Below are 13,473 nucleotides of genomic sequence, written 5' to 3'. Positions count from 1 at the left end.
GCTAGCTCCCTCGGTAAACGGAGTAGCCGAACGGGTTGAGCAGCAGCGGTACGTGGTAGTGCTCGCCCGGCCTGACGGCGAAGGTGACGGTCACCTCGGGGAAGAACGTCTCGCTGTCCCGATTCGCGGGGGCGTCCTGCTGCGCATCGGCTCGCTGTGTCGTTGTCGCCGGATCCTGCTCGAAGTACCGCTCGACCTCGAAGTCGAGCCGTACCTGGGTCGTCCCCTCCGGCAGCGCCGGAAGGTCCTTGCACCGGCCGTCCGCGTCGGTCGCGGAACCGCCGAGCGCCCGCCAGTCGCCCTCGCGCCCCGCCCGGGCGGCGAGCCGGACCGCGACGCCCCGCGCGGGGCGGCCCACGCTGGTGTCCAGGATGTGGGTGGACACGGAGGCCGTGGTGTCGGTGCTCATGCCTCTTCTTCCTGTACGGGGTCCGTCACGCGTTCTTCCTGTACGGGGTCCCTCACGAGACGGCCGAGCCGGATGCGGTTGATCTTTCCCAGTTCGACGCGGACGATCTCACGCTCCCGCCCGGCCGGGTTGCCGATCCGCTCCTTGAGCGCGTCGCGCATCTGCTCCCCGGTCCGGCCGGTGGCGCAGATGAGGAAGACGTGGCCGAACTTCTCCTGGTAGGCCAGGTTCAGTTCGAGCATCTCCTCCTTGAGCTCCGCCGAGGCGCCGGCCATCCCGCGCTGCTCACGGGAGGAGGCCGGGTCGCCGGGCTTGGGCCGTCCGATGGGCGGGTGCCCCGCCATCGCCTCTGTCAGGTCGGCGATGGTGAGGCCCGCGGTGGCGGCGTCGCTCTCGGCGTACAGGTCCTCGGCGGTGGTGCAGGGACGGGCGGAGACCAGCCGTTCGGCCCACGCCCGGGAGGCGCACACCTCGTGGAGGACGGCGAAGGCCGCGGACTCCTCAAGGGTGTTGAAGCGGGCGAGGCCGCCGGATGCCGTACTCGACTCCATGGGAAGCCTCCGTGACCGTGTACTGGACGGGCTGCGGACAGCTAACGCCCTCGGCGAACCCGACGTCAACACTTTGTTGAAAACTTCGCGTTACGGGAAGTGACGAAAGCCGCCGCCCGGTCGTCCGGACGGCGGCGAGGTGGCGGCCGGTGACACCTGCCGCCCCGAGGCGTGTTCGCGCCGGTCAGACGCCCTTTTCGCGATTTAGGTAGTTGTAGACGGTGAACCGGCTCACGCCGAGCGCGCTCGCCACGGTCTCCACACCGTGCCGCACGGAGAAGGCCCCGCGGGCTTCCAGTATGCGCACGATCTCCTGCTTGGCCTTGCGGTCGAGCTCCGCGAGCGGCTTGCCCCGCTTGCGCTCCAGTGCGGCCAGGATGTGGTCGAGCGAGTCGGCGAGCTGGGGCAGGCGCACGGCGACGACGTCCGCGCCCTCCCAGGACAGCACGACGTCGTCGACACCGGCCAGCTCGGGCGCCAGCATCTCGCCGCCCATGGCGTCGACCAGTGGTTTGACCGCCGCGACGAAGGGGTCGTCCCCGATTCCGGTCACTTATCGCCCTCCCCCGTCGCCCCGATGACGTTCACCTGGAGCGAGACCCGGGTGGCACCCGCGTCCAGGACCTGGCGCAGCAGCGCCTCGACGGCGGTGAGCACGGCGTCCGCCCCGCCCTCCGCCGTGTTGCCGAACGGCCCGACGTCCACGGCGTCCAGCTCGGCCGCCTCGATGACCTCACGGGCGACCAGGGCGTGCCGGGGCGCCTCGTCGAGGTCGAAGGGCTCGGTCGTGAACTCCACTCTCAATCGCACGGGCTCAACCTACTGCGCGCCGTGGACACCCCGGCAAGCACCTTGCGGCGGGAGCGGGTCACGGCCACGCCTTTCCGCCGGGACCCCCCTTGACAACCCTCGCGACCCGACGGCAATCTTCCATTGAGCAGAAATAAGTTTCCGCGATACGGAATCACTCGCCATGCGGAACCACTGCGGAAGAACCCTCGACATCCGGCCGGACCGACAGCACGGCCGCCGATACGGAAGGGAGCGCCGACCCATGGGATTCGCGGACCAGCGCTTCAACGTCAATCTGTCGATCCTCTTCACGGAACTCCCGCTTCTGGAACGCCCCGCGGCCGCCGCGGCGGCCGGCTTCACCGCGGTCGAGCTGTGGTGGCCCTGGGTCGACTCCCCCACCCCCGGGCGGTCCGAGCTCGACGCCCTGAAATCGGCGATCGAGACCGCCGGTGTCCGGCTGACAGGACTGAACTTCTACGCCGGACGGCTGCCCGGTCCGGACCGGGGCGCCCTCTCCCTCCCCGGGGAGGAATCCGCGCGGTTCCGGGCCAACATCGACGTGGCCGCCGACTTCGCCGGGTCGCTGGGCTGCACGGCGCTCAACGCCCTGTACGGCAACCGCGTCGACGGCGTGGACCCGGAGGAGCAGGACGCGCTCGCGCTGGAGAACCTGGTCCTCGCGGCCCGGGCCGCCGACCGGATCGGCGCGATCCTGCTCGTCGAGACCCTCAACGAGCGGGAGTCGCCGGACTATCCGCTGGTGAGCGCCCCGGCGGGCATCGCCGTCGTCGACAAGGTCAACGCGGCGACCGGCCTCGGCAACACCAGGTTCCTCATGGACCTCTACCACCTCGCCATGAACGGCGAGGACCTGCCGCGGGTGATCGCCGCCTATGCCGACCGGACCGGGCATGTGCAGATCGCCGACAGCCCCGGGCGCGGCGCACCGGGGACCGGCGCGCTCCCCCTCGAAGAGCTCCTCGACCAGCTCGCCGAGGCCGGATACGCCGGCTGGGTCGGCCTGGAGTACAAGCCGGGCGACCGGCCGAGCGCACAGGCCTTCGACTGGCTGCCCGCCGTGGCACGGGCCGCCCGCTGAGCGGCACTCCGATGAAGCAGCAGAGATCTCAGAGAGGCACCCTCATGAGCGACAACCTCCCCAAGGTGGCATGGATCGGGCTCGGCATCATGGGCTCGCCCATGTCGGAGAACCTGATCAAGGCCGGGTACGACGTCACCGGTTACACGCTGGAGCGGGACAAGCTGGAGCGCCTGGCCGCCGCGGGCGGCACCGCCGCCGGTTCGATCGCCGAGGCCGTGCGGGACGCCGACGTGGTGATCACGATGGTGCCCGCCTCCCCGCAGGTCGAGGCCGTCGCGTACGGCCCCGACGGCATCCTGGAGAACGTGCGGCCCGGCACGCTGCTGATCGACATGTCCTCGATCACCCCGGGGACCTCGGTGGACCTCGCGAAGGCCGGTGCCGAGAAGGGTGTCCGTGTCCTGGACGCCCCGGTGTCGGGCGGCGAGGCCGGGGCGGTCGAGGCCGTGCTGTCGATCATGGTCGGCGGCGAACAGGGCGCCTTCGACGAGGCGGAGCCTCTCTTCGAGGCGCTCGGACGGACCATCGTGCTGTGCGGTCCGCACGGCTCGGGCCAGACCGTGAAGGCGGCGAACCAGCTCATCGTCGCCGTGAACATCCAGGCGTGCGCCGAGGCCGTGGTCTTCCTGGAGCGTTCCGGCGTGGACCTGAGGGCGGCGCTCGACGTCCTCGGCGGCGGCCTCGCGGGCTCCACCGTGCTGGCCCGCAAGAAGGACAACTTCCTGAACCGCGACTTCAAGCCCGGCTTCCGCATCGACCTGCACCACAAGGACATGGGCATCGTCACCGACGCCGCCCGTACCGTGGGCGCCGCGCTGCCCGTGGGAGCCGTGGTCGCCCAACTCGTCGCCAGTCTGCGCGCGCAGGGCGACGGCGGCCTGGACCACTCCGCGCTGCTGCGCGCGGTCGAACGCCTCTCCGGCGCCCGGGTCTGAGCGGACACCTCGAACGTCCGGGCCGCGGCGGCGCCGACATCTGTCCTGTCGCGCCCAGGCGCCGCCGCGACCCGGATCCGCGTTCGGGGAGATGAGCTCCCGGACCGCGTCACGAACGGCCCGGATGAGGGGTGGCCGCTTCGGACACGGTGCGGGCAGGGTGAGGACCGCGGCGGCGCGCGAGCCGGTGCGGTGGTGAAGGATCGGTTCCCCTTCTCGACCTGAGGGAAGGGTGACGCCGGTCCGTCGCGGCCGCCGCGGTCCCCGCCACACCTCGGCTCCGGCCACAGCGTGGCTTCGGCCAGGCCCCACAGGCCCCGTCCGGCGGCGCGAACGTACTGTCGCGCCCAGCCTCGCGCCGTCGGACGGCACCAACCCCGCGGCCCACCGGGGACCCGGCTCCGGGCGCCGGCTCCGGGTGCGGATCGCGGCCGCGGCCAGCAGCCTTGGACCATGGAGGCTGACGGCATGGAATTCCCCAGGATCGTGGTGCACACACCGGCACTGGACGGGTCGCGGCGGGTCACCGAGGGCGACCGGGTGCTCGGTATCGCGTACCACCTCGACGACGTGGTCGAGATCCTGCGCCAGGCGGACGTCGACCTCGACGCGATCGAGGTCGAGGAGAGCGACATCATCGAGTGGCAGGGCGGCGGCCCGGACGACTGGCCAGGACTCTCCGAGCACACGGAACACACGGGGCACACGGGGCGCGCGGACGAATGAGAGCCGCACGTCGTGGGCGCCGGACCACGCGTCGCGGACCCTGACCGGCGCGGTGAAACGGGCGCCGGACGGGCTCCCTCCGTACGCAAGCGGGCGTAGGACGCCTACGGAACCCTCAAATCAACCTCTGAACAGTGCCCCAGGGGCTTCACCTGCCGCCGGATAAGGCACATCCTCGGCACACGGGGCCCGCCGGCACGGGGGCGGCGGGTCCCGAACGGGGGTACGGGGGTACGGGGGCAGCACCATGAGCGGGAGCGCGGCGGTCGGGCGAGAGCCTCGGACCGTCGCGCTGCTGCGTGTCTGACGGGCCGCGGCGGTCGGCAGGGGGCGGACTGCCCTGGGGCTCCGCCGGGAACGGTTCCGGCTTCAGCGGCTGCGGGGGCGGCTGGGGGGCTTGAGGCGGCGCGCGGTGACCGCCCGCGGATTCTCCAGGAACGGCAGGACATGCCGCAGGAAGAGCCCCGGGCGCTCGTTGTACGGCTCGTGGGCCGTGGGCAGCAGGACGCTCAACGTCCGTGCGGGAAGCGCGCGTTGGGCGCGGCGGCCGTCGAGGAACGCGGGGACGACGGGGTCGCGGATCCCCCACAGGAGCAGGATCGGCAGGTCGAGGGCGGCGGGGTCCGCGAGGCCGAAGTCCGGGCCGGCGAGGCCGCGCCAGAGCGCGCAGTGCACCGCCAGTCGCCGCTCGTCGTGCGGCAGCCGGCGCACACGGGCGTACGTCTCCCGCGCGCTCGGGGTGCCCAGCCGGCCCAGATAGGCGCGGGCCAGCGGGACGACGAGCCGGCGGGCACGGGCGGGGCGGCCCATCACCTCGCGGCAGAACCAGCGGGTGAGCGCGCTGTGCCGGGTGAAGCCCGCCGGGTCGACCAGGATCAGCGCGGTGACCGACGCGGCACGGGGGCCCTCGGCCAGACGGCAGGCGACATAGCCGCCGACGCTGTTGCCGAGCACGGCGACCTCCCGCACGCCCTGCTCCTCGCGGAGCGCGTCGATCACCCGCTCCGCGACCTCCACCAGGCCTTCGGGGGTCACCCGCCCGGGTTCCGGGGCGGTCGAGCCGCCGTACCCGGGCCAGTCCACGACGAACGTGCGGTACCGGTCGGCGAGGGCGGGCAGTACGGCGTCGAAGTCGCGGCCGTCCCCGGGGTTGGCGTGCAGGAGCAGCAGCGCGGGGGCGTCGGACGGGGCCGGGGCTCCCTGCGGCCGGGAGCCGGGGAGGGGGTCGAGCCGGCGTACGGCGATGTCGCCGAGGTGGGTGGGGACGGTCATCCGCATGGGGCGAGCATGCCGGACCCGCCCGCTCCTGGGAACAACGCGCCTGTGCGGCCCGCCACTTGGAACGGGCCGCCCCTGTCGGGAGGGGCTGCACCGGTCGGGGCGGCCGCACCGCTCGGGACGGGCCGCACCACTCCCCTGGACGGATCGTCCGGCCTGGGACGGGTGCCCGGCCGGGACGGACCGCACCGCTCCCCCGGACGGGTCGTCCAGCCGGGACGGGCCGTCCGGCCCGGGAACCAGCGTCCGCGTCAGACCTTCAGTGTCCTGATCGCGGTGGGCGCGTGCCCCGGCTCGGTCGCGATCTCCTCGAACTCGACCACGTTGCCGATGTCGTTCGTCCTGCTCATGGCGATGTTGGTGACGCGTTCCAGGATCGCCTCGACGACGACGGGGACCTGGAACTCGGCGGCGAGCTTCTTGGCCCGTTCGAAGGCGGCGCCGAGTTCGCCCGGGTCGGTGACCCGGATCGCCTTGCAGCCGAGGCCCTCGACGACCTTGACGTGGTCGACGCCGTAGACCCCGAGCTCCGGGGAGTTGATGTTCTCAAACTCCAGGTTGACCTGGAAGTCGATGTCCAGACCGAGCTGCGCCTGCCGGATGAGGCCCAAGTAGGCGTTGTTCACCAGGACATGGACGTACGGGATCCTGTGCTGGGCCCCGACGGCCAGTTCCTCGATCATGAACTGGAAGTCGTAGTCTCCGGAGAGCGCGACGACCTGCACGCCGGGGTCGGCCGTGGCGACGCCGAGCGCGGCCGGGATCGTCCAGCCGAGCGGGCCCGCCTGACCGCAGTTGATCCAGTGGCGCGGCCGGTAGACGTGCAGCATCTGGGCGCCGGCGATCTGCGAGAGGCCGATGGTGGTGACGTACCGCGTCTCCGGGCCGAAGGCCTTGTTCATCTCCTCGTAGACGCGCTGCGGCTTGATCGGGATGTCGTCGAAGTGCGTCCGGCGCTGGAGGGTGGCCCGTTTCTCCTGCGCGGCGGCGGCCCACGCGGAACGGTCGGGCAGCCGGCCGGCCGCCTTCGACTCCCCTGCCACCTGGACGAAGAGCTCCAGGGCGGCCCTGGCGTCGGAGGCGATGCCGAAGTCCGGGGCGAAGATCCGTCCGAGCTGGGTGGGCTCGATGTCGACGTGCACGAACTTCCGTCCGGCCGTGTAGACCCCGAGGTCGCCGGTGTGGCGGTTGGCCCAGCGGTTGCCGATGCCGAGGACGAAGTCGGACTCCAGGAAGGTCGCGTTGCCGTAGCGGTGGGAGGTCTGGAGGCCCACCATGCCCGCGTTGAGCTCGTGGTCGTCGGGCAGCACGCCCCAGCCCATGAGCGTCGGGACGACCGGGATGCCCGTCAACTCGGCGAATTCGACGAGCAGTTCGGCGGCGTCGGCGTTGACGACCCCGCCACCGGCCACGATCAGCGGGCGCTCGGAGGCGTTCAGCATCCCGATCGCCTTCTCGATCTGGGCGCGGGTCGCGGCGGGCTTGTACGCCGGGAGCGGCTCGTACGTCTCGGGGTCGAACTCGATCTCGGCGAGCTGGACGTCGATGGGCAGGTCGATCAGGACGGGCCCGGGGCGCCCGGAGCGCATGAGGTGGAAGGCCTGCTGGAAGACGCCGGGAACCTGCGCGGCCTCCAGCACGGTGACCGCCATCTTCGTGACGGGCCCCGCGATCGAGGCGATGTCGACGGCCTGGAAGTCCTCCTTGTGGATCACCGCGGTCGGCGCCTGGCCGGTGATGCACAGGATCGGGACCGAGTCGCCGCTGGCGGAGTAGAGACCGGTGACCATGTCGGTTCCCGCGGGGCCCGAAGTGCCGACGCAGACACCGATGTTGCCCGGGTGCGTCCGGGTGTAGCCCTCGGCCATGTGAGAGGCGCCCTCGACATGGCGGGCCAGGGTGTGACTGATCCCGCCGGACGCCTTGAGCGCCGCGTAGAAGGGGTTGATCGCCGCGCCGGGAACACCGAACGCGGCGGTCACGCCCTCGCGCTTGAGGATCTCGACTGCCGCGCGGGCAGCGGTCATACGAGCCATGGAGTACTCCTGCTTCGGCTGTCGGATTCGCGCTCCCGTCGCGCCCGCGGAGAGCTCGTTATTCCGTATCGTGGAAACTAACTTCTACTATCTGGAAGCAATGTAGGCGTCGGGGCAGGGAGTGTCAACGGTGGGCGGGACGCCGTACCGGGCCGGCGCGCGTCGCGGCGTTTCGCTGCCGGACACCGTCCGGCAGGAGGACGATGGACGCGCCGAAACCCGATGTGAGCTTCTGGAGCGGTCCATGGCCGAGAGCGTGCCGGTGCGGTGTCCGGCCTGCCGCCGCGAGCACCTGTACGCGGCCCCGTCCTACCCCTGCGTGTGCGGATCGCCCGTGACGGCCCCGCTCGACCGCCACGCGGAGCCGGCCCCCGTCACCCACCGCGCGTGGGACGACGAATGGACCACCGTCCATTGCGACGCCTGCGGCCGCGAGACCCAGTGGCCGCATCCCGAGGTGGGCTGCCCCTGCGGAACGACGCTGCGGATCCCGCTGCGGGCGGCCGGCACGGCGCGACCCACCCGCCCGCCGAACCCCACGGACCCCACCCCTGCCCACCCGGAGCCCCACGTCACGGACCCGCCCCCGGCCCATCCGGAACCCCGCGACGCGGACCCCACCCCGGCCCACTCGGAATCCCGCGGCGAGAGCGAGGATCCCGTCGCCCCCGGGGAGCGGGAAGGGAGAGCGGGGATCGGTGCGCCCCGGGCCACCGTCCGGCCCCGGAAGCCCGGCCGGGACGCCGGGGCCGGCACATCCCGGGGCGACGGCCGGAACGGGGGCCAAGTCGAGGCCGACGCGTCACGGGACACCGCCGGGGGCACGGACCAGGGCGCCGGGGCGGACGGCGGGCATGGCTCCGGAGAGGGGGCGCGGGCGGGCCGGCCGGTGTTCCGGCCGGTCACCATTCGTACCGCGCGCGACGCCGTCACCGCCGCCGCGCTGTATCTGGGCTGGCTCGGCTACCGCGACATCCGGCGCGCGGACCAGCGGCCCCCGTCCGGGATCGGGCTCGCCGCGCGCGGCATCCTCGCCCAGGTGGACCCCACCGTGCGGCCGGCCTCGCTGCGCGACGTGGAGTGTCTGTGGCTGACCGCCATGACGGAGTCGGCGGACTGCGTCTTCTTCTCCCTGGCCGGATACGCCGAGGACGCCCGTGCCCGCGCCGACACCCTCGGTGTCCCCCTCTTCGTCCTGGACCTCACGGGCACGCCCCAGCCGGTGAACAGCCCTGCCGACGAACTCATCGCCGTCACGGACTGACCACCGGCCACGGGCGCGGGCACGGGCGGCACGGGCGCGGCCGGGACAGCGGCACGAGTGCCCCGGGTGCCCACGCGGCGCGAGAGCGCCCCGGGCGCCTACTCGGCGTACGTCTCCCGCAGTTCGATCTTCCGTACCTTCCCCGAGACCGTCATCGGGAAGGTCTCCAGGATGCGCAGCCTGCTCGGGATCTTGTAGTGCGCCAGCCGGCCCTCGCAGAAGGCGCGCAGCTCGTCCAGGGTGAGGGGCTCGGCCGGGTCGCGCGGGATGACGCAGGCGAGCACTTCCTCGCCGTAGCGCTCATGGGGAATGCCGACCACCTGGACGTCGGCGATCTTCGGGTGGGCGTACAGGAACTCCTCGATCTCGCGCGGATAGATGTTCTCGCCGCCCCGGATGATCATGTCCTTGATGCGGCCGACGATCTCGACGTACCCGTCCTCGCGCATCACGGCGAGGTCGCCCGTGTGCATCCAGCGCCCCGCGTCGACGGCCTCGGCGGTCTTCTCCGGCTCGTTCCAGTAGCCGAGCATCACGCTGTAGCCGCGGGTGCACAGCTCCCCGGCCCTGCCGCGCGGCCGGGTCACCCCGTCCACCGGGTCGACGACCTTCACCTCCAGGTGCGGCAGGACCCGGCCGACCGTGCCCGTGCGGTGTTCCAGGTCGTCGTCCCTGCGGGTCTGGAGCGAGACGGGCGAGGTCTCCGTCATGCCGTAGCAGATGGACACCTCTTCCATGTGCATCTCGGCGACCACCCGCTTCATCACCTCGACCGGGCAGGGCGAGCCCGCCATGATGCCGGTGCGCAGCGTGGAGAGGTCGTACGACGCGAAGTCCGGGAGGTTCAACTCCGCGATGAACATGGTGGGTACGCCGTAGAGCGAGGTGCACCGCTCCTGCTGCACGGCCCTCAGCGTGGCCGCCGGGTCGAACGACGGCGCGGGGATGACCATGCACGCGCCGTGCGAGGTGGCGGCCAGATTCCCCATCACCATGCCGAAGCAGTGGTAGAACGGCACGGGGATGCAGACCCGGTCCTGCTCGGAGTAGGCGATCGACTCACCCACGAAATAGCCGTTGTTGAGAATGTTGTGGTGGGAGAGCGTGGCTCCCTTGGGGAAGCCCGTCGTGCCCGAGGTGTACTGGATGTTGATGGGGTCGTCGCAGGACAGCTCGCTCCCGCGGGCGTGGAAGTCCTCGTACAGGTCCGGGGTCCCGCGCCGCAGCAGCGCGTCCCAGCTCGGGTCGCCGAGGTACACGGTCTCCCTCAACTGCGGGCACCTGCGGCGTACTTCCTCGACCATCGCCCGGTAGTCGCTGCTCTTGTGACTGAGGGAGGCGAAGAGGAGCGAGATCCCGGCCTGGTTCAGGACGTACTCCACCTCGTGGGTGCGGTACGCCGGATTGATGTTCACCATGATCGCGCCGATGCGGGCGGTGGCGTACTGGACGAGCACCCACTCCGGGCAGTTGACCGCCCAGATGCCCACCCGGTCGCCCTTGGCGATTCCGGTCGCGAGCAGTGCGTACGCCAACTTGTCCACGGCGGAGCCGAATTGCGCGTAGGTCCAGCGCCGGCCCGAGGGCACGTCGACCAGCGCCTCCCGGTCCGGCCAGGCCGCGACGGCCCGGTCGAGGTTGGCCCCGATGGTGTCGCCGAGCAGCGCCGTGCCGCCCGTCCCGTGCGCATACGACAGTTCACTCACCGGAAGTCCTCCTCGCGGTACTCGGCGTCCGAGCCGGCGGCCGTGGCCTCGCGCAGCTCGATCCGGCGGATCTTGCCGGAGACGGTCTTGGGCAGCTCGCCGAACTCCAGGCGGCGGATGCGCTTGTACGGCGAGAGCACCGTGCGCGCGTGCTCGAAGAGGACCTTGGCGGTGTCGGGGCCCGGCTCGTACCCGGCCGCGAGGACGATGTACGCCTTCGGGACGGCCAGGCGCAGTTCGTCGGGGGCCGGGACCACGGCGGCCTCGGCGACCGCCTCGTGCTCCAGGAGCGCGCTCTCCAGCTCGAAGGGCGAGATCTTGTAGTCGGAGGCCTTGAACACGTCGTCCGCGCGGCCGACGTAGGTGATGTAGCCGTCGGCGTCGCGCGAGCCGATGTCCCCGGTGCGGTAGTAGCCGCCCGCCATCGCCTCCGCCGTACGGTCCGGGTCGCCGTGATAGCCGGTCATCAGGCCCACGGGGTGCTCGGACAGGTCGAGGGAGATCTCGCCCTCCGAGGCGCCGGGCGCGCCCGTGACCGGGTCGAGCAGCTCGACGCGGAATCCGGGGCCGGGGCGGCCCATGGAGCCGGTCTTGAGCGGCTGGCCGGGGCTGTTGGACACCTGGACGGCGGTCTCGGTCTGCCCGAAGCCGTCCCGGACGGTGACACCCCAGGCGCTCCTGACCTGCTCGATGACCTCGGGGTTCAGCGGCTCGCCCGCGGCGACGACCTCGCGCGGCGGGGTCCGCAGCAGGCTCAGATCGGCCTGGATGAGCATGCGCCACACGGTCGGCGGGGCGCAGAACGTGGTGACGCCGGCCCGGTCCATCTCGGCCATCAGACGGCCCGCGTCGAAGCGCGTGTAGTTGTACAGGAAGACGGTCGCCTCCGCGTTCCACGGTGCGAAGAGATTCGACCAGGCATGCTTGGCCCATCCGGGTGAGGAGATGTTCAGATGGACGTCCCCGGGCTTCAGTCCGATCCAGTACATGGTGGCCAGATGGCCGATGGGGTACGAGACGTGGGTGTGCTCCACCAGCTTGGGCCGCGCCGTGGTGCCCGAGGTGAAGTAGAGCATCAGGGGGTCGTCCGCGTGGGTGGGGCCGTCGGGCTCGAAGGCGGCGCCGGCGGCGGCCGTCTCCTCGTACGCCTGCCAGCCGGGACGTGTGCCGCCGACCGCGATACGGGTGTAGTCGCCCGGCACCGCGTCGAACTTCTCGGTGTCCTCGGCCCGCGCGACGACGTGGCGTACCCGGCCGCGTCCGACCCGGTCGGCCAGGTCGGCGGGGCCGAGCAGCGGGGTGGCCGGGATGACGACGGCACGCAGTTTCATCGCGGCGAGGGCCGTCTCCCACAGCTCGACCTGGTTGCCGAGCATGACGAGGACGCGGTCCTCGGCCCCCACGCCCCGCTCGCGCAGCCAGTTGGCCACCCGGTTCGAGCGTTCGGACATCGTGGCGAAGGAGACCTCGACACGTTCCCCGTCCTCCTCCACGATGTGCAGGGCGGTGCGGTCGTTGTCGCGCGCGATGGCGTCGAACCAGTCGAGGGCCCAGTTGAAGCGCTCCGGGCGGGGCCAGCGGAAGCCCTCGTAGGCCGTGATGTAGTCCGCTCGGTGCTCCAGCAGGAAGTCCCGCGCGGCGCGGAACTCGTCCGCCCCGCCTGTCGTCGCCGTCATGTGTCCTCCTCGTTGCCGGACCGCCGCCTACCATCGTGTATTCCGTGATGCAGGTCTCACCACCCCCGAACGGGGGTAGGCCGCGACGAAGGGAGAGCAGGTGGCAGCAGACACGGCCGAGTCGGTGGAAGTACGCGCCGCGCTGGTGCGGCTGCGCCGTGCCACGGGGCTGCCGGTGGCCTTCGGCGGCCTGGTCGACTCCGGCGGGCGGCTGGTGCGCATCAGCGAGCTGAGCGGTACGGCGACGCCCGCGCTGAGCGCGCTCGCGGTCTCGTCGGGCAACGGCCTGGGCGGCAAGGCGGTGGCCCTCGCCCGGCCCTGCGCGGTGAGCGACTATCCGGCCTCGCGGCAGATCAGCCACGAGTACGACACGGCGGTGGCGGCGGAGGGGCTGTGTTCCGTCCTCGCGGTTCCCGTGGTCGTACGGCGCCGGGTGCGCGGTGTGCTGTACGGCGCCCTGAGGACGGCCCAGCCGCTGGGTGACCGGACGCTGGAAGCGGCTGTCGCCGCGGCCCGGGACGTGGAGCAGGCGCTGGTCGTGCGGGACGCGGCACGCGATCTGCTGGACGTCGTCCGCGAGCCCTGCCCGGCGACGGAAGCGACGAAGGACGCGGCCTGGGAGGAGGTGCGCGAGGCGCACGGGACACTGCGGGCGCTGGCGCCGCGGATCGCCGACCACCGGCTGCGGACCGAGCTGCTCTCCGTGTGCGGCCGGCTGGCCGACGCGGCGGCTCCGTCCGCGGGGGTGCCGTGGGACGTCGGACTTACTCCGCGCGAGGTGGACGTCCTCGCCTGTGTCGCGGCGGGGGCGACCAACGCGGCCGCCGCCGAGCGGCTCGGGCTCCGTCCGGAGACCGTGAAGGGGTACCTGCGTTCCGCGATGCGCCGGCTCGGCGCGCACACTCGTCTGGAGGCGGTCGTCGCCGCGCGCCGGGCCGGGGCGCTGCCTTAGCGCGCCGCCCGCTTCGGCACCGTCCATTCAATCGTCCTGACCG

General features: G+C 72.1%; 13 protein-coding genes. 5 read left to right on the top strand and 8 right to left on the bottom strand.

Translation table 11 applies throughout. From position 1 onward, the window contains the following. Position 1: 1 nt before the first annotated feature. From uraH to OG410_RS32260, 4 genes are all read right to left on the bottom strand, one after another. A complete protein-coding gene (gene uraH / locus OG410_RS32275; RefSeq protein WP_329302326.1) occupies positions 2 to 409 on the bottom strand; it encodes a hydroxyisourate hydrolase in 408 nt (135 codons plus the stop codon). Then, the gene (gene uraD / locus OG410_RS32270; RefSeq protein ID WP_329302325.1) at positions 406 to 960 is read right to left on the bottom strand and encodes a 2-oxo-4-hydroxy-4-carboxy-5-ureidoimidazoline decarboxylase; all 555 of its coding nucleotides are present in this window, start codon (positions 958 to 960) and stop codon (positions 406 to 408) included. Before uraD ends, uraH begins: the two co-directional genes overlap by 4 nt. Before the next feature lie 184 nt (positions 961 to 1,144). Further along, complete coding sequence (locus OG410_RS32265; RefSeq protein ID WP_328672247.1) at positions 1,145 to 1,513, bottom strand: helix-turn-helix domain-containing protein; 369 nt, start codon at positions 1,511 to 1,513, stop codon at positions 1,145 to 1,147. After that, the gene (locus tag OG410_RS32260) at positions 1,510 to 1,770 is read right to left on the bottom strand and encodes a hypothetical protein (RefSeq protein ID WP_329302324.1); all 261 of its coding nucleotides are present in this window, start codon (positions 1,768 to 1,770) and stop codon (positions 1,510 to 1,512) included. Before OG410_RS32260 ends, OG410_RS32265 begins: the two co-directional genes overlap by 4 nt. A 244-nt stretch (positions 1,771 to 2,014) precedes the next feature. Between OG410_RS32260 and OG410_RS32255 the strand changes: the two genes are divergently transcribed. The 3 genes from OG410_RS32255 (at position 2,015) to OG410_RS32245 (ending at position 4,518) form a co-directional block, all read left to right on the top strand. Beyond that, positions 2,015 to 2,854: a TIM barrel protein gene (locus OG410_RS32255; protein WP_329302323.1), complete on the top strand. Its 840-nt coding sequence runs from the start codon at positions 2,015 to 2,017 to the stop codon at positions 2,852 to 2,854. Positions 2,855 to 2,898: 44 nt separating this feature from the next. After that, positions 2,899 to 3,792 (top strand): 2-hydroxy-3-oxopropionate reductase, encoded by an 894-nt coding sequence (locus OG410_RS32250; protein WP_329302322.1) that lies wholly within the window; start codon positions 2,899 to 2,901, stop codon positions 3,790 to 3,792. A gap of 468 nt (positions 3,793 to 4,260) precedes the next feature. Beyond that, complete coding sequence (locus OG410_RS32245) at positions 4,261 to 4,518, top strand: hypothetical protein (RefSeq protein ID WP_326784756.1); 258 nt, start codon at positions 4,261 to 4,263, stop codon at positions 4,516 to 4,518. A 369-nt stretch (positions 4,519 to 4,887) separates the two neighbouring features. Here the strand turns inward: OG410_RS32245 and OG410_RS32240 are convergent, their stop codons facing one another. Beyond that, positions 4,888 to 5,796, bottom strand: a complete 909-nt coding sequence (locus tag OG410_RS32240; protein WP_329302321.1) for an alpha/beta fold hydrolase — start codon at positions 5,794 to 5,796, stop codon at positions 4,888 to 4,890. Positions 5,797 to 6,047: 251 nt separating this feature from the next. Beyond that, positions 6,048 to 7,832, bottom strand: a complete 1,785-nt coding sequence (gene gcl, locus OG410_RS32235) for a glyoxylate carboligase (protein WP_329302320.1) — start codon at positions 7,830 to 7,832, stop codon at positions 6,048 to 6,050. Positions 7,833 to 8,076: 244 nt separating this feature from the next. Here gcl and OG410_RS32230 point away from each other — a divergent pair, with 244 nt between their 5' ends. After that, positions 8,077 to 9,096: a hypothetical protein gene (locus OG410_RS32230; protein WP_443063819.1), complete on the top strand. Its 1,020-nt coding sequence runs from the start codon at positions 8,077 to 8,079 to the stop codon at positions 9,094 to 9,096. Positions 9,097 to 9,194: 98 nt separating this feature from the next. On the opposite strand, the gene OG410_RS32225 is transcribed toward OG410_RS32230, so the two are convergent. Then, positions 9,195 to 10,802, bottom strand: a complete 1,608-nt coding sequence (locus tag OG410_RS32225; RefSeq protein ID WP_329302319.1) for an AMP-binding protein — start codon at positions 10,800 to 10,802, stop codon at positions 9,195 to 9,197. Next, a complete protein-coding gene (locus OG410_RS32220; protein WP_329302318.1) occupies positions 10,799 to 12,478 on the bottom strand; it encodes an AMP-binding protein in 1,680 nt (559 codons plus the stop codon). Before OG410_RS32220 ends, OG410_RS32225 begins: the two co-directional genes overlap by 4 nt. Before the next feature lie 100 nt (positions 12,479 to 12,578). On the opposite strand from OG410_RS32220, the gene OG410_RS32215 reads away from it, so the two are divergent. Next, positions 12,579 to 13,430: a helix-turn-helix transcriptional regulator gene (locus tag OG410_RS32215; RefSeq protein ID WP_329302317.1), complete on the top strand. Its 852-nt coding sequence runs from the start codon at positions 12,579 to 12,581 to the stop codon at positions 13,428 to 13,430. Positions 13,431 to 13,473 lie beyond the last annotated feature (43 nt).

Origin of the sequence: Streptomyces sp. NBC_00659 (genome assembly GCF_036226925.1) — a bacterium.
In the GTDB taxonomy this organism is placed as follows: Bacteria; Actinomycetota; Actinomycetes; order Streptomycetales; family Streptomycetaceae; genus Streptomyces.
The sequence above is the reverse complement of the archived record's forward strand: the minus strand, read 5'-3'. Positions and strand labels throughout refer to the sequence as shown.